Source organism: Thioclava sp. GXIMD4215, from assembly GCF_045291555.1.
Classification (GTDB): Bacteria; Pseudomonadota; Alphaproteobacteria; order Rhodobacterales; family Rhodobacteraceae; genus Thioclava; species Thioclava litoralis.
In genome coordinates, this window is record NZ_CP149515.1 from 2,128,697 (window position 1) to 2,144,281 (window position 15,585).

Below are 15,585 nucleotides of genomic sequence, written 5' to 3' on the forward strand. Positions count from 1 at the left end.
TGAGGGCGGCTTTTGTCTTATCCGGTCATCCCGTCCCAGAAGCTCTTGACCTTCCGGAAGAAGGACGCCCCTTGCGGGTTGTTCTCGGCCTCGATCTTCTCGAACTCGCGCAGCAGCTCTTTCTGGCGGGGTGTCAGGTTGACGGGTGTTTCCACCGCCAGCTCGATCAGCATGTCGCCAACCGCCCCCCCGCGCAAAGCGGGCATGCCTTTGGCGCGCAGACGCATCTGGCGGCCCGACTGGCTGCCTGCGGGAATTTTGACCCGCGAGCGACCGCCGTCAATGGTCGGCACTTCAACCTCGCCTCCCAGCGCGGCACTGGCCATAGAAACCGGAACGCGGCAGAAAAGCGATGTCCCGTCGCGCTGGAACAGATCATGCTCCTTGACCTCGATAAAGATATAGAGGTCGCCTGACGGACCGCCGCGCAGACCTGCCTCGCCTTCGCCAGCCAGACGGATGCGCGTGCCGGTTTCCACCCCGGCCGGAATATTGACCGAAAGCGTGCGGTCTTTCTCGATCCGGCCTGCACCGTGGCATTTGCGGCAGGGGTTTTTTACCACCTGACCTTGGCCACCACAGGTGGGGCAGGTGCGTTCTACGGTGAAGAAACCGTTCTGCGCCCGAACCTTACCCATGCCACCACAGGTGGGACAGGTCTGCGGCTCCGCGCCGCCCTCAGCGCCCGTGCCATGACAGCTGTCACAGGTCTCGGACCCCGGAACGTTGATCTGCTTCTGGGCGCCCTTGAAGGCCTCCTCCAGCGTCACGCGCAGGTTATAGCGCAGATCCGAGCCACGGGTTGCGCGCGAACGCCCGCCACCACCGGCGCGGCCACCGCCACCGCCCATGAAATCGCCGAACAGATCTTCGAACACATCCGAGAAGGCCGAAGCGAAATCGCCCTGCTGGCCATAGCCCGCACCGGGGCGACCGCCGCCACCCATGCCGCCTTCGAAGGCGGCATGACCATACCGGTCATAAGCCGCTTTCTTTTCGGGATCTTTCAGAACGTCATGTGCCTCGTTCACTTCCTTGAACAGGGCTTCGGCGTTCGGATTGTCTTTATTACGGTCGGGGTGAAGCTCTTTCGCTTTAGCGCGATAGGCCTTCTTGATCTCCTCGGCCGAGGCACCTTTCTGGATGCCCAGAACCTCGTAGAAATCCTTTTTTGCCATTCTCTAGCTCCCTTCGGGGAACGTGAAAACGGGCCCGCCCTAACAGCGGGCCCGTCCACATTGTTCCAAGCCGATCAGTTGCGCTTACGATCTTCGCCGAGATCTTCGAAGTCCGCGTCAACGATATCGTCATCGTTCGGGGAGCGGCTATCATCGGCCTCTTCAGCGTCTTCTTCGGCTGCGGCTTTCTCCTGCTCGGCCTTATAGATGGCCTCGCCGAGTTTCATTGCCGCATCCTGCAGGTTGGCGATTGCGCCCTTGATCTTGGCACCATCATCCGACTTGAGAGCCTCTTCCAGCGCATTGGCTGCCAGCTCGATGACTTCGACGGTCGAGCCATCAACCTTGTCGCCGTGGTCTTCAAGCGATTTGCGGGTCGAGTGCAGCAGGCTTTCGCCTTGGTTGGTTGCTTCGACCAGCTCCTTGCGCTTTTTATCCGACTCGGCGTTTTCTTCCGCGTCGCGCACCATGCGATCGATATCCTCATCGGACAGGCCGCCCGAGGCTTGGATGGTGATCTTCTGCTCTTTGTTCGTGCCTTTGTCTTTGGCCGAAACAGAGACGATGCCGTTGGCGTCGATGTCGAAGGTCACTTCGATCTGCGGCATGCCGCGCGGTGCCGGCGGGATGTCTTCCAGATTGAACTGGCCGAGCATCTTGTTGTCGGCAGCCATCTCGCGTTCCCCTTGGAACACGCGGATGGTCACGGCATTCTGGTTGTCTTCCGCGGTCGAGAAGATCTGCGACTTCTTGGTCGGGATCGTGGTGTTACGGTCGATCAGGCGGGTGAAGACACCACCCAGCGTTTCGATACCCAAGCTGAGCGGCGTCACGTCCAGCAGGACCACGTCTTTCACGTCGCCTTGCAGCACACCGGCCTGAATGGCCGCGCCCAGTGCCACAACTTCGTCGGGGTTCACGCCTTTATGGGGCTCTTTCCCGAAGAACTTGGTCACTTCTTCCACGACTTTCGGCATACGGGTCATACCGCCGACCAGAACGACCTCGTCGATCTCGTCCTTGGAGACGCCCGCATCCTTCAGGGCCGCCTGACAGGGCTTGAGCGAGTTCTTGATCAGATCGCCCACAAGGCTTTCCAGCTTCGAGCGGGTCAGCTTCATGACCATGTGCAGCGGCGTGCCGGTTTTCGCATCCATCGAGATGAACGGCTGGTTGATCTCGGTCGACTGGCTGGACGACAGTTCGATCTTCGCTTTTTCAGCCGCTTCTTTCAGACGCTGCAGCGCCATCTTGTCTTTGGTCAGGTCAACGCCGTGCTCTTTCTTGAACTCGTCGGCGAGGAAGTTGACGATGCGCATATCGAAGTCTTCACCCCCAAGGAACGTGTCCCCGTTGGTCGATTTCACTTCGAACAGACCGTCATCGATTTCCAGAATGGTGATATCGAAGGTCCCACCACCAAGGTCATAAACCGCGATGGTCTTGCTGTCTTTCTTGTCCAGACCATAGGCCAGAGCGGCGGCGGTCGGCTCGTTGATGATGCGCAGCACTTCCAGACCGGCGATTTTGCCGGCGTCTTTGGTTGCCTGACGTTGCGCGTCGTTGAAATAGGCCGGAACGGTGATGACGGCCTGCGTCACTTCCTCGCCCAGATACGATTCAGCGGTCTCTTTCATTTTCTGCAGGGTCACGGCCGAAACCTGTGCGGGGGAGTATTTCTCGCCCTTCACTTCGACCCATGCGTCGCCATTGCCACCGTCAACGATGGAATAGGGCACCAGATCCTTGTCTTTTTGCACTTCGGCGTCGGTGGTGCGACGGCCGATCAGACGCTTGACAGCAAAGATCGTGTTGGTGGGGTTGGTCACGGCTTGGCGCTTTGCCGGCTGGCCGACCAGACGTTCGTCGTCGGTATAGGCCACGATCGACGGCGTGGTGCGTGCGCCTTCCGAGTTTTCAATAACTTTCGGTTGCGAACCATCCATGATGGCAACGCAGGAGTTGGTGGTCCCGAGGTCAATCCCGATGACTTTACCCATATCAATACCTCTTCTTTTGGCGATGTCGGGAAACAGGTCCATAAGGCCCCCGCCTCCCATCCCAGGGTTTGCAGTTTTGCTGTCCGAGTGCCTTGCCCGAGCGGGTCGCCGGGGCTCTGCAATCGGCTTCGGAAGGTATATAAGGAGGGCAAAATGCTGCTGCAAGGTTTCCAGATGCCGGAAGATGACAAGAATCGAACAGATTTTTCGAACCCGCCCGCAAATGAGGCAGATGCTGTGGGCTATACCCGTCCGGCCCCCCGTATCTTGCGTGGCTTTCGGGTCTATGAAGGATGGTTGAGCGCGCAGGAACAGGTCGGTCTGGTCGCGGATCTGCGCGATATCCTGCGTGAGGCGCCACTTTTCTCGCCGCGAACGCCTTCGGGCGCGACAATGTCGGTGCGGATGACCTCGGCGGGGCAGTGGGGCTGGATGAGCGATTTGCAGGGCTATCGCTATGCTCCGCGCCACCCGCAGGGCAGCGACTGGCCGCCGATCCCCCCCGTTCTGACCGCGCTTTGGGCAGAACTGGTGCCGCAGGCCCGTCCGCCCGAGACCTGCCTTCTTAATTACTACGGGCCGGAGGCAAAGATGGGCATGCATCAGGACCGCGACGAGGGCGACCTGAGCCAGCCGGTGGTCTCGGTGTCACTGGGCGACGAGGCGCTGTTCCGCATCGGCAACCTCGAGCGCGGCGGCAGGACCGAAAGCCTGTGGCTCCGCTCGGGCGATGTGGTGGTGATGGAGGGCGCGGCCCGCCTGCGCTATCACGGCGTGGACCGGATCGCAGCGGGCACCAGCCTGCTTCTGAAACAGCCCGGGCGGATCAATCTGACGATGCGGGTCGTGACGCCGCACCGTGCGGTTCAGGACCGCGGTTTGGGAAACAGCGCCTGATTATAGGGCGACCAATCCTCGATATCGGGATAGAATTGCGCCCGCCACGCCCGCACGCGGGGGTTCATCCGTCGCCGCCACAAAGGCGGGATCATCGCCAGCGTCGTCATTGCCGGATAGCCCAAGGGCAGTTGCGGGGCCTCGGATTTCGCATAGGTCTGCAACAGAGGAAAGCGGCGGCTGGGTTTGTAATGGTGGTCCGAATGGCGCTGCAGGTTGATCAGCAGCCAGTTCGAGGCGAAATGCGCCGCGTTCCAGCTGTGATGGGGCTTCACATGCTCATAGCGACCTTCGCCCAGATAGCGCCGCGTCAGCCCGTAATGCTCGATGTAATTGGTCAGTTCTAGCTGCCAGATGGCGAAAACCGCCTGTAGGATAAACAGCACCACACCAAACAGCCCGCCCACCAGGAAGGCCAGCAAAAGCGCCACCAGTTGCAACCCCGCATAGCGCCAGAACGGATTGCTCTGGTGCCAGTGCGGGCGGCCTGCGCGGTCAAGCTTCTGGCATTCCGCTTCCAGCGCCGAACGGGGGCAGTCGCGCAGCACCCGCAGGAAGTAGCGGTGGAACCCCTCGTTATAGCGCGCGGTCACTGCATCGCGGGGCGTGCCCACCCAAAGGTGATGGACCAGCAGATGCTCGCTGCGGAAATGCGAATACAGCACCGAGGCCAGCAGCAGATCGGCCAGCCAGCGCTCTATGCGATCTTTCTGGTGCATCAGCTCATGGGCATAAACCATACCGATGGTTCCCGAGATCACGCCCACCCCGAAAAACAGCGCCACGATCTCGAACAGGTTCAACCCGCTGCCATGAGTGACCCACCAGATCATGCCATAGATCACGCAGAGCTGGATCGGCAGCCATGCCATCGTGATGGCGCGATACCAGATCAGGTCTTCTTCGGGGGTGTCGACATCGGGCTGGTCCGGATTCTTGCCCAGAATCTTGTCGAGGAAGGTCACCAGCCACCACGCATAAAGCGGCAGAAGGATCAGGCTCCAGCCGCCGAACGCGGCCTCGATCAGGACCAGAGGGACCGTGCCTAAGGACAGCCAGAAGGGCAGGGCGCGCTGGGGTTGGCGCAACTCTTCGCGTGTGGACATATCGGGCCTCCGGTTTTGGCGCCAGCATAGCGGCCTTTGGCGAAGGCGCAATCCGCCCGCATTCAGGCGGGCTGCGCGGCCTCCCAGACCTTGCGCATCAGCGTGGGCAGGGCATCGGGCGAGAAGGCGTTATTGCCGGTCATCCCGTCCACCTGCCCCAGCCCCGTATGAACGGTGAGGATCAGATGGAAATGGGTAAAGGTGTGGCGCACCTCTGTGGCGGCCTCCTGCCAGTCGGTCTCCAGAGGCGGGGCAAAAGCGGGGCGCTCTTCGGCCCAGTCGCTTGTCGGAAAGCCCAGCGTTCCCCCCAGAAGCCCGCGGTCGGGGCGGCGCTCCACCAGCACCTCGCCCGCCGGACCGATCAGCACATAGGCATGACCGCGCCGCGTGGGTTTGACCTTTTTCGGAGCCTTGACGGGCAGGCTTGCCGCGATCCCCTGTGCATGGGCCTCGCAGTGCGCCTCCAGCGGACAAAGCGCACAGACAGGATTGCGCGGCGTGCAGAGGGTCGCGCCCAGATCCATCATGGCCTGAGCGTGATCCCCCGGACGGTCCTGCGGGGTAATCTGCCCCGCCAGCCGCGCAATTTCGGGACGGGTGCCGGGCAGAGGGTCGGTCAGGGCAAAGAGGCGCGAGACCACACGTTCCACATTGCCATCCACCACCGTGGCAGGTGCGTCAAAGGCGATGGAGGCAATCGCTGCCGCCGTATAGGGGCCAATTCCGGGTAATGCCTGCAATTCCTGCGCGGTTCGGGGAAACTGCCCGCCCAGATCAAAGGCTACGACCCTTGCGCATTTCAACAGGTTGCGCGCGCGGGCATAATAGCCAAGCCCCGCCCAAGCGGCCATGACATCGGCATCCTCGGCCTGCGCGAGATCGGTGACTGTGGGCCAGCGCGTGGTGAAATCGCGGAAGTAGTTGCGCACGGCGGCCACGGTGGTCTGTTGCAGCATGACCTCGGAAAGCCAGACCCGATAGGGCGCGGTCCGCAGCCCCTTTGCATGATCTTCCGGCCCCGTGCGCCATGGCAGAACGCGGGCATTTCGGTCATACCATGCCAGCAGGGCGGGGCTGATGTCGGCTACGTCACGCAATATTTATGCTCTCTTATCGGCAAGTGGTTGGTATCGGGCCTCGGAGTGCCTAAAATAACCATTGAACACGAGTAATGACAGATGGCCGCAAAGAAAACGACGACCAGCGAGGCAGGGAAGGACAAGCGGGGCAAAGGCACCGGCTACAGCCCCATGGCCTCTCGCAGGATGCGTGGTTTCGAAGCGGCTTCGGGCCTGCTGAAAGACCGTATCCGCTCGGTCGGAGAGACACGCGGCTTTGCGGTGACGCGACTGCTGACCCATTGGTCCGAGATCGTGGGCGAAGAGATCGCCGCGCAATGCCGCCCCGTGAAGATTGGCTATGCCCGCGACGGGATGGGGGCGACCCTGACACTTCTGACGCTGGGAGCCGCGGGTCCGATGATGCAGATGCAGATCCCGCGTATCCGCGAGAAGGTGAATGCCTGCTATGGGTATAACGCCATTTCCCGCGTGACCCTGACCCAGACGGCCCCTACGGGGTTTGCCGACGGGCAGGCGCAATTTACCGCCGCGCCAAAAAAGCGCCCCGAACCCACCCCCGAAATCCGCGCGCAGGCGCAGGCCACCGCCGCCGATTGCCGTGATCCGGATCTGAAATCCGCGCTGGAGATGCTGGCGCAGAATGTATTGATGAAGTCCGCAAAGCGGTCTGACCAGAAGAAAGGTTAACTAATGAACAGACGTTCCTTCCTGCTCGGGATTTCCGGTGCCGCCGTTGTGGCCGCACTGGGGGGATGGATCAGCAGCCGTGGCGAGAGCCTGATGACCGGCTTTGCAACGCCTGCTTCGGCAGAAGACGCCAAGCCCGATGCGACGGTTGAAACCCTGCCCGACATTCCGATCGGGTCGGCGGATGCGCCTGTGACGATCATCGAATATGCGTCGTTCACCTGTCCGCACTGCGCGCATTGGCACGAGACCTCTTGGGCGAACCTCAAGAAAGAGTATATCGATACCGGCAAGGTGCGCTTTATCATGCGCGAGGTCTATTTCGATAAATTCGGCCTTTGGGCGGGGCTTCTGGCCCAATGCGGCGGCGACATGAAATATTATTCGGTCGCGGACATGATCTTTGATGGCCAGCAGGACTGGATCGGTGACGGCCAGCAGGCAACGATCGCGGCCAATCTACGCAAGCTGGGTCTGAAAGCGGGCTTCTCGAAAGAACAGATCGAAACCTGCCTGAATGACCAGAACCGCGCCCGCCAGATGGTGGCGACGTTCCAGAAAAACGCGAATGCCGACGCAATTGACGGCACGCCGACCTTTATCATCAACGGCAAGAAATATTCCAATATGGCTTGGGATAAGTTCAAAGAGGCCGTGGACGAAGCTCTCAAGGGCTAAGCCTTTACGGCAGATACAAAAAGGGCCGCTCGGTGGAGCGGCCCTTTTCTTATCGGTGTCGGCCTGTCGTCAGGCTCGCGAACTCAGACCCACGGGCGCGACTGTGCGGCCTTGGCCTCGAAGCTGTCGATCGCCGCCGCCTTGTTCAGCGTCAGACCGATATCGTCCAGACCTTCCAGCAGGCAGTGCTTCTTGAAGGGGTCCACGTCGAATTTGACGATAGTGCCTTCCGAGGTCGAGATTTCCTGCGCTTCCAGGTCAACGGTCATCCGCGCGTTGGCGCCTTTTTCCGCGTCTTTCATCAGCAGATCGACCTGCTCTTGCGGCAGGACAATCGGCAGCATCCCGTTTTTGAACGAGTTGTTGAAGAAGATGTCGGCGAAGGAGGTCGAGATGACCACCTTGATGCCGAAATCCGCCAGCGCCCAAGGCGCATGCTCGCGCGAGGAGCCGCAGCCGAAGTTATCGCCTGCGATCAGGATCTGGCTTTCGCGGTAAGCCGGCTTGTTGAGAACGAAATCGGGGTTCTCGCTGCCGTCGCGGTTATAGCGCATCTCGTCAAAGGCATGCACGCCAAGGCCGGTGCGCTTGATCGTCTTCAGGAAGCCCTTGGGGATGATCATATCGGTGTCGATATTGACCAGCGGCATGGGGGCGGCGATACCGGTGAATTTTTCGAACTTTTCCATTCTCGTCGCTCCTTATGCGTCCGCCAGTTCCATGAACTTGCGCACATCGGTCAGTTTACCGGTGACGGCGGCACAGGCAGCCATCGCGGGGCTCAGCAGGTGGGTGCGGCCCTTATAGCCCTGACGGCCCTCGAAGTTGCGGTTCGAGGTCGAGGCACAGCGCTCGCCCTCGGCCAGCTGGTCGGGGTTCATGGCCAGACACATCGAGCAGCCCGCCATACGCCATTCCATACCGGCGTCGAGGAAGATCTTGTCCAGACCTTCTTCCTCGGCCTGCGCACGGACCAGACCGGAACCGGGCACGACCATGGCGCGCACGCCATCAGCGATCTTGCGGCCTTTCAGGACTTCGGCCGCGGCGCGGAGGTCTTCGATACGGCCATTGGTGCAGGAGCCGATAAAGACGACGTCAATCGCGATATCTTCCAGCTTGGTGCCGGGCTCGAGGCCCATATAGTCCAGCGAGCGACGCGCCGCTTCGACCTTGCCGCCCTTGAAATCTTCGGGGGCAGGAACCACGCCCGAGATCGGCAGAACGTCTTCGGGCGAGGTGCCCCAAGTTACGACCGGCTCGATATCTTCGCCTTTCAGCGTGACGACCTTGTCGAAATGCGCGCCCTCATCGGTGAAGAGGGTCTTCCACCAGTTCAGAGCGGCCTCGAATTGCGCGCCTTTGGGCGCATGCGGGCGGCCTTTGACATACTCGAAGGTGGTCTCGTCGGGGGCGATCAGACCCGCGCGCGCACCGCCTTCGATGGCCATGTTGCACACGGTCATACGGCCTTCCATCGAGAGGTTGCGGATTGCTTCGCCGCAATATTCGATGACATGGCCGGTGCCGCCGCCGGTGCCGGTGGCGCCGATGACCGCAAGGGTGATGTCCTTGGCGGTCACGCCCGGCTTCAGCTTGCCGGTGATTTCCACCTTCATGTTCTTGGATTTCTTCTGGATCAGCGTCTGCGTCGCCAGAACATGTTCCACTTCCGAGGTGCCGATCCCATGCGCCAGCGCGCCGAACGCGCCGTGGGTCGCGGTGTGGCTGTCGCCGCAAACAACGGTCATGCCCGGCAGGGTCCAGCCGTTTTCGGGGCCGACGATATGCACGATGCCCTGACGGACATCCGACACCGGATAGTAGTTCACGCCAAAGTCTTTGGCGTTTTTATCCAGCGCTTCCAGCTGGATGCGCGATTCTTCGTTGCTGATCACACCCGAAGCGCGGTCCGTCGTGGTCGGCACGTTATGGTCCGGCACGGCAATGGTCTTTTCCGGCGCGCGCACTTGGCGGCCTGCCATACGCAGGCCTTCAAACGCCTGCGGGCTGGTCACTTCGTGAACAAGGTGACGGTCGATATACAGCAGGCAGGTGCCGTCTTCGTCTTCGGACACAACATGGGCGTCCCAGATCTTGTCATAGAGGGTCTTCGGAGCAGACATGGCTCTCACTTTCATAGGGATAGCTGTGGAATTACTCAGGTACATTCGGGCATGCCACAAGGGCGCCCGAAAGGACGCCGCATCAAAGTCGTGCGAGGACCGAGCGGCTTTCGCCGTAGAAGCGTTCGCGCAGGCGAATACGTTCCGTGATGTCAAAAATCCGAGTCATGCCTTGCCTATACTCTCCTGTCCCGAATGTCGCAAGGAAATCTCGGGGCAGGAGTGTTGACGTAACTCATCCTGACGGTGCGATCGGGCGGTTCAATCAAACTCGCGCGCAATCAGCGCACGGTTGATTTCCTGCCGGACGAGGCGGCGGACCTTGCGGGTGATCTGTTCCCCCAACGCGCCCTGCAGTTCGGCGCGGATCATGCGGCCCACCATCTGGCGCAGGGCCTCTTCGTCAAAGACCGCTGCGGCATCACCTCCCGCAGGCTGTGTCAGGACGGGACGGGCCTCTTCGGTCGGGGTGATCTCTCCCTCGGGGGTGTGCAGATGCAGGCGGCGGGTCGCCTCGTGCAGAACGGCCATTTCCGTCGTTTCGGTGATGGTGTCACTCAGGGCTTCTGCGGCGGCCTCAAGCTCTGGCGGAAGCTCTTCTGCCTGAGGCCAGTCTGCATCTTCCCGATCCGCGTCATGAGGGGCGGTCCAGGCGGTCTCTGCCAGATCCGGATCTTCCGGCAGGGGGGCTTCGACAGCAGCAGATGCGTGGAGACTCTCCTCTGCCGGATCGCAATCGGGAACACGTTCCGGATCGATGCCGCTTTCTGTGCTCGGGGCCATGACAGGTGCTGGCATGGCCGCTGGCACGTCCGCATGGTCTTCGATGCAGGCAGAATATGTCTCGGCCTCGGCACCCGTCTCGGTGGCGAAGGACGGGTGGCGCGTCTGCGCGGCAACGGGGGCATCCTCAACGGAGGCGTCCTCAGCAGGTTCTGGCGCGTCCTCTCCGGTGTCGAACGCGTCGAAATGCATCGAGGGCAGGGGGGCTACGGCCTCTTCCTCGGGGTGACCGAAGGCCGTCAAGGCACCGGAAAGCGGGGCGGCATCGCCCTCGTCAGGCTCGAAATCGCCCTGATCCGATGCCGATGCCGGTGTCACGGGCATCGTCGGCATTGCCGGTTCGGGCGCGCGCATATGCGGCTCCAGTTGCAGCACGTCCAAAGCCGCATCCGTGGCTTCATCGATTGTAGGGTCAGACGGCATGTCCTGCGGCTCAACCGCGTCGCGTGTGCCGGGGGCGGCATGATGCACGGCTTCCCAATCCTGATCGAGGCTGGCCTCATCGGGAGGGGCCGCATGGGAAGGCAGAGCGAAGCCAGCCTCTTCCGCGCTTTCGATCGCATCGAATTCGGCGCTATCCGGTGTAGGCGACGCGAAAGGAGACACATGGTCAAATGTCTCTTCGGCTATCGGCGCGTCCGGCAGCGGGGCTGGATCAATGGCACCAAGAGAAGGCGTTTCATCTTCGACGCGGTCGGACTGAGTCAGAAGCAGCGCCTCTTCCGGCGCTGTGAGGGGGGCGACGGGCGTGGGGGCGCTGCGCGGCGGAATGGGGTCTTGCGCGACAAGGCGGCGAATGGAGGACAGAACATCCTCGATTTCGATCTTTTTCTCGGGCTCGGCCATTATGTCTCCAATCCGGCAGGCGACCCGGATAGAAACTGCGCCACCCGGATCCGTACATTCACACTAAGGCGGGCCCGGTGGCGGGCCCGCGGAACGGTGGTGGCGCCTTTACTGCTTGCCGATGGCCCGAAGGACCTTGTCAAGCTTTTCGCCCCGGATGCTGGTCAGCGGCGCATTATGCACAGCGTTGTAATATGCGGCCGGATCATAGGTCGGGATCCCCAGCTTCAGGTTTTCCACCGTTAGCAAACCCATATTAGATAATAGTTGATAATACGCTACCTGCAAATCGGCCTCGGCGGTAATCCGGTTGGCACGCGCGTCCAGAAGGTCCTGTTCCGCATCGAGAACGTCCAGCGTGGTGCGGGCCCCGAGCGTGGCTTCTTCCTTGACGCCGTCATAGGCCACCTGTGCGGCACGAATCTGTTCGTCATAGGCGCGGATCTGGGCGCGATAGACGTCGATCGAGGCATAGGATGTCAGCACGGCCTGCACCACATCAACGGCCTCCTGACGCAATTCGGCACGGGAGGAGTCGCGGCTGGCCACAGCCTGACGATAGGCCGAATCCAGCGTACCGCCGGAATAGATCGTCTGGGTCATGCCGATGCTCGCCGCTTGCCCGACATAGCCGCCCTCGTCATTGGACAGCGAGACCGAACCGGTGATTTCCGGCAGCTTCTCGGCTTTGGCCGATTTGACCGCAATCTCCGACATGGCGACAGAATGCTGCAGGGATTTGATGGCGGGATGGTTGCGCTGTGCCGTGCTGGAGGCCTCGTCCCGCGATTTCGGCAGGTTGGGCGCAGGCGGCAGAGGCGCAAGCTTGCCCGGATAATGGCCGGTCGAGGCCTTATAGGATTCGCGGGCCGTCTCGAGCGAGCCTTGCGCACTGACCAGCGAGGCCCGTGCCGAGGCCAGCTGCGCCTCGGCCAGCGACACGTCGGTGCGGGTCACTTCGCCCACGTCGAACCGGTCATTGGTGGCATTCAGCTCTTCTTGCAGCACGCGCACCGAGTTCTGGTTGATGGCAACCTGCTCCTGCGCACTCTTCACGTCGGAATAGGCCTGAACTGTTGCAAGAAGCACCTGCTGTTCGATCGAACGCAGGGTTTCGCGCGTGGCCAGAACCGCTTCCTTCTGCGAGCTGATCGTCAACCGGTTGCGACCGAAATCGAACAGCGTGATCGAGGCGCTCAGGGCAGTCGTGGCCGAGGACCCCTCGCTGGTGACATCCCGCCCCGTCAGCGACGATACGCCTTCGGATTTGGTCCAGCCATAGCTGGCGGTCCATTGCACAACAGGGCGCAGCGCCGCGACGGCCTGCGCTACCCCTTCATCGGCGGCCCGTAGCGTGGCACGGTTTTGTTCGAGGAGGTTCGAGGTCTTGTAGGCAGAGATCATTGCATCCGCGAGCGTTTCCGCCTGTGCCGTGACCGATCCTGCAACCATGAAGCCCGTAATGCCTGTCGCCAGAAGAAGTGATTTCAACATCGTGCCCGCCATGCCTTTGTCATGTTATGAGCCCGGCCTGACGGCATGGGCTGTCTTTATATTTATAAACGGCCTGTTCAGCGCCCGTAGCGGGGTCGCATTAAAGGCTGAAGCGCGAAACCTGCCGGAAGCCGCTCAGAACAGGGGCTGCGGCATTGAACGCATCGCGCCAGTTGACGACCCCATCGGTTTTGATGCCGATACGTGCGATGCCCAGATTGTTTTCCATGAAAACGGTCCCGATGCGCCCGCCTTCTTTCAGCGACTCGAGGATGGTGTCGGGCACTTCTTCGACAGCCCCTTCAATCAAGATCACGTCGAAAGGCCCGTGCTGCGGTGCGCCCTGCGGCAGGGCATTATGCACGACTGCAATATTGTCGACTTCCGCTTGACCAAGGGTCAGTTCTGCCTGTTTTGCCAGCGGGTCTTCCTCTACCGCGACAACGGCTTCGGCCAGATGTGCGATGATCGCCGAAGAGTAGCCAAGACCACATCCCAGATCGAGAACGAGGTCATTCGAGCGGATGTTCAGGGCGTCAAGCAGCTTGGCGAAGATGCGCGGCTCCAACAGGACCCGGTCCGGCGCGATCTCGAGATTTTCGCCCAGATAGGCAAGTTCCCGCAGGGAATCAGGAACATAGGTCTCCCGCGGGACATTCAGCATAGCCTCGATGATGGGAAATTTCGTCACATCATTCGGCCGGACCTGAGTGTCCACCATGACCACGCGGCGCGTTTCGAAGTCCTGCATTTTGCTAAACTCTTCAGTCTGGAATGTTACGGCATTACTTGCATAGAAAGCCATTCGGGGCAAGTTGAGCCTTGGCGTGACGCAAAGAAGTAAAAATCAATGCTGCTTGAGCGTCACACCCTCTTGCGCGAGGCCGCACAATCCGTTAGATCCCCACTACCACATGGCTGGCGAGTTGGCGGAGTGGTGACGCAGCGGATTGCAAATCCGTGTACAGGAGTTCGATTCTCCTACTCGCCTCCAACACTTAGCAGATTTCACCCATAATCTCGCAACATATCCCGCAACATTCATTTTTTGGTCTTGTTCTGTTCTCTGGTCTGAGAATCGCGCCCATCCCTTTTGCTTTGGGCTATCTTTGCGCGTGCTTTTTGACGTGCTGGGCCCGCGTATTTTGCGACCATAGCCTTTGTCGTATGTCCAGTTACGGCCATGATGTAATCATCATCCAGTCCAAGAGCGCCCAGTTCTGCGGCGGCAGAGTATCGTAAGCCGTGGAGATCGAAAGCTTCGGCCCCGATCAGCTTGCGCACGGCCATCACGTCCTGATTGGCGATGCGGTATGACAGAGGTTTGCCATGCGGCCCCCATGCGCAGATCGTCAGACCTATGCGGGGAGCTTTTGCCAGAACTGCCTTTAAGCCTTCGGTCATAGGTACCCACAGGCGCGCACCGGTCTTGCCTTGGGCTACGCGGATACCGCCCTCCTCGATGTCATCCCAACGCATCTTCAACACGTCTCCGATTCGCTGGCCTGTCTGCAAGCAAAGCTCGAAGATCAGCCGCGCCCGATCCGGCGCGACTTCCCTAAAGGTGTCGATCTTGGATTGTGGCCACGCCTCACGTGGCTTGGTCTCGGACTTAAGGAGGCCGACGCCCTTCGCAGGATTGTCGTCGCGCCAGCCAATATCGATGGCGTATTCCATCAGAATGCGCGTCACCTGCACGGTGTAATTCGCGAAGCGCACCGCATCTGCATTGGCGTCCCGTGCGCGGATTACGTCCTTGCGGCGATACCCAGCCACTGGCAGCTTGCCCAGCTTTCGGCGTACCCAATCAAGGATCTTGTCGTAATCCTGCGCGGTGCGTGGTGCCAGCTTGCGATATTTCGGGCTACGGATATAGGCGGCGACTAGATCGTCGAACGTGCGCCCTTTGCTGGGCGCCGGCTTGGCCCCATTCAGTAGTGTAGCATATTCGAGCGCAAATTCTTTTGTGCCTGGATCACTTTGAATTCTGGCAGTCGAATATCCACGTCGCTGAAAATACAGAACGCCTTTCTTGTCATAGATGTGTGCAGGTAAGGTCTTCTTCATCGCTTCATGTCAACCAAGTCAAATTCATCTTTTGAGGTCTGTTCAGCGGGTTTCACATCAATCGACCCGTCCGCTCCAACGCGGACGTGGAAGCCTTGCGCCACCCATTCCGTTACAGCTCTGCGCAGGTCAGCTGGCCGGAAGACGCTTTGCTCGTGCTTGCCCATCTATTCTCCCTCATTCCCCTTAGCCGTTATCTTGTCCATCAATAGCCTCCTGCAATACCGGATCTGCGGGGGCGCATCGGGCCGCGTTTCCCCCGCAGATCATCCGCGCGACCACCGCGCGAATTCCTGTTCTTCGGGATCACCGCCCGCGCGGGGCGGATCATCGGAAGATCAGGCTGCGAGCTGGTCGCGCAGGCGGAAGCCGAGTAGCGGCCAGATCTTCTCGCGGGCGTTGCTGCGTGCGATCCTGCGACCGATTTCGGAGTTGAAGTTCTCGGGGCTGGCGCAGGCGCTCTCGCCAGTCACCGTGAAGCCGTTCTTCAGCGTGAGGCAGCAGACGGTCAGGCATGATCCGGGGAAGACGTGATATTCCTCGCCGATGATTTCGGCATCGATATCCTCCGGCGTGATGCGTCTGGCAGTCAGCCCCTTCTCCCTGATCTCGGCCTCGAGGGCTTTTTCGTCTTCGTTCAC

15 protein-coding genes and 1 tRNA gene are annotated in these 15,585 nt (G+C 60.7%); 4 read left to right on the forward strand and 12 right to left on the reverse strand.

What is annotated here, in order from left to right:
- Positions 1-17: 17 nt before the first annotated feature.
- Positions 18-1,178, reverse strand: a complete 1,161-nt coding sequence (gene dnaJ / locus WDB86_RS10480; protein WP_406721473.1) for a molecular chaperone DnaJ — start codon at positions 1,176-1,178, stop codon at positions 18-20.
- Positions 1,179-1,252: 74 nt separating this feature from the next.
- Positions 1,253-3,178 (reverse strand): molecular chaperone DnaK, encoded by a 1,926-nt coding sequence (gene dnaK, locus WDB86_RS10485; protein WP_339108504.1) that lies wholly within the window; start codon positions 3,176-3,178, stop codon positions 1,253-1,255.
- A 153-nt stretch (positions 3,179-3,331) separates the two neighbouring features.
- Here dnaK and WDB86_RS10490 point away from each other — a divergent pair, with 153 nt between their 5' ends.
- Positions 3,332-4,075 (forward strand): alpha-ketoglutarate-dependent dioxygenase AlkB, encoded by a 744-nt coding sequence (locus WDB86_RS10490; RefSeq protein WP_339108503.1) that lies wholly within the window; start codon positions 3,332-3,334, stop codon positions 4,073-4,075.
- Here WDB86_RS10490 and WDB86_RS10495 read toward each other — a convergent pair.
- The gene (locus WDB86_RS10495; RefSeq protein ID WP_406735869.1) at positions 4,045-5,181 is read right to left on the reverse strand and encodes an alkane 1-monooxygenase; all 1,137 of its coding nucleotides are present in this window, start codon (positions 5,179-5,181) and stop codon (positions 4,045-4,047) included. The two genes, WDB86_RS10490 and WDB86_RS10495, sit on opposite strands and share 31 nt — an antisense overlap.
- A 62-nt stretch (positions 5,182-5,243) precedes the next feature.
- Complete coding sequence (gene mutY, locus WDB86_RS10500; protein WP_406735870.1) at positions 5,244-6,278, reverse strand: A/G-specific adenine glycosylase; 1,035 nt, start codon at positions 6,276-6,278, stop codon at positions 5,244-5,246.
- 153 nt (positions 6,279-6,431) lie between these two features.
- On the opposite strand from mutY, the gene WDB86_RS10505 reads away from it, so the two are divergent.
- Both WDB86_RS10505 and WDB86_RS10510 read left to right on the forward strand, forming a co-directional pair.
- Entirely contained in the window at positions 6,432-6,950 is a 519-nt protein-coding gene (locus WDB86_RS10505) for a DUF721 domain-containing protein (protein WP_339109451.1), read from the forward strand.
- Between the two features lie 3 nt (positions 6,951-6,953).
- Positions 6,954-7,628: a DsbA family protein gene (locus tag WDB86_RS10510; protein WP_339108500.1), complete on the forward strand. Its 675-nt coding sequence runs from the start codon at positions 6,954-6,956 to the stop codon at positions 7,626-7,628.
- 83 nt (positions 7,629-7,711) lie between these two features.
- On the opposite strand, the gene leuD is transcribed toward WDB86_RS10510, so the two are convergent.
- The 5 genes from leuD to WDB86_RS10535 form a co-directional block, all read right to left on the reverse strand.
- On the reverse strand, positions 7,712-8,317 hold the full coding sequence (gene leuD, locus WDB86_RS10515) for a 3-isopropylmalate dehydratase small subunit (RefSeq protein WP_339108499.1): 606 nt from the start codon (positions 8,315-8,317) through the stop codon (positions 7,712-7,714).
- Positions 8,318-8,329: 12 nt separating this feature from the next.
- A complete protein-coding gene (gene leuC / locus WDB86_RS10520) occupies positions 8,330-9,754 on the reverse strand; it encodes a 3-isopropylmalate dehydratase large subunit (protein WP_406735871.1) in 1,425 nt (474 codons plus the stop codon).
- Between the two features lie 261 nt (positions 9,755-10,015).
- Complete coding sequence (locus WDB86_RS10525; RefSeq protein WP_406735872.1) at positions 10,016-11,383, reverse strand: hypothetical protein; 1,368 nt, start codon at positions 11,381-11,383, stop codon at positions 10,016-10,018.
- A 108-nt stretch (positions 11,384-11,491) separates the two neighbouring features.
- A complete protein-coding gene (locus WDB86_RS10530) occupies positions 11,492-12,877 on the reverse strand; it encodes a TolC family outer membrane protein (RefSeq protein WP_406721467.1) in 1,386 nt (461 codons plus the stop codon).
- 100 nt (positions 12,878-12,977) lie between these two features.
- Positions 12,978-13,628, reverse strand: a complete 651-nt coding sequence (locus WDB86_RS10535) for a protein-L-isoaspartate O-methyltransferase family protein (RefSeq protein WP_406735873.1) — start codon at positions 13,626-13,628, stop codon at positions 12,978-12,980.
- Between the two features lie 169 nt (positions 13,629-13,797).
- Here WDB86_RS10535 and WDB86_RS10540 point away from each other — a divergent pair.
- Positions 13,798-13,871, forward strand: a tRNA-Cys gene (locus WDB86_RS10540).
- A gap of 47 nt (positions 13,872-13,918) precedes the next feature.
- Here WDB86_RS10540 and xerC read toward each other — a convergent pair.
- The 3 genes from xerC to WDB86_RS10555 form a co-directional block, all read right to left on the reverse strand.
- Positions 13,919-14,944 (reverse strand): tyrosine recombinase XerC, encoded by a 1,026-nt coding sequence (gene xerC, locus WDB86_RS10545; protein ID WP_406735874.1) that lies wholly within the window; start codon positions 14,942-14,944, stop codon positions 13,919-13,921.
- Positions 14,941-15,111, reverse strand: a complete 171-nt coding sequence (locus WDB86_RS10550; RefSeq protein WP_406735875.1) for a hypothetical protein — start codon at positions 15,109-15,111, stop codon at positions 14,941-14,943. Before WDB86_RS10550 ends, xerC begins: the two co-directional genes overlap by 4 nt.
- A 171-nt stretch (positions 15,112-15,282) precedes the next feature.
- On the reverse strand, positions 15,283-15,585 hold the full coding sequence (locus WDB86_RS10555) for a Gp49 family protein (protein WP_406735876.1): 303 nt from the start codon (positions 15,583-15,585) through the stop codon (positions 15,283-15,285).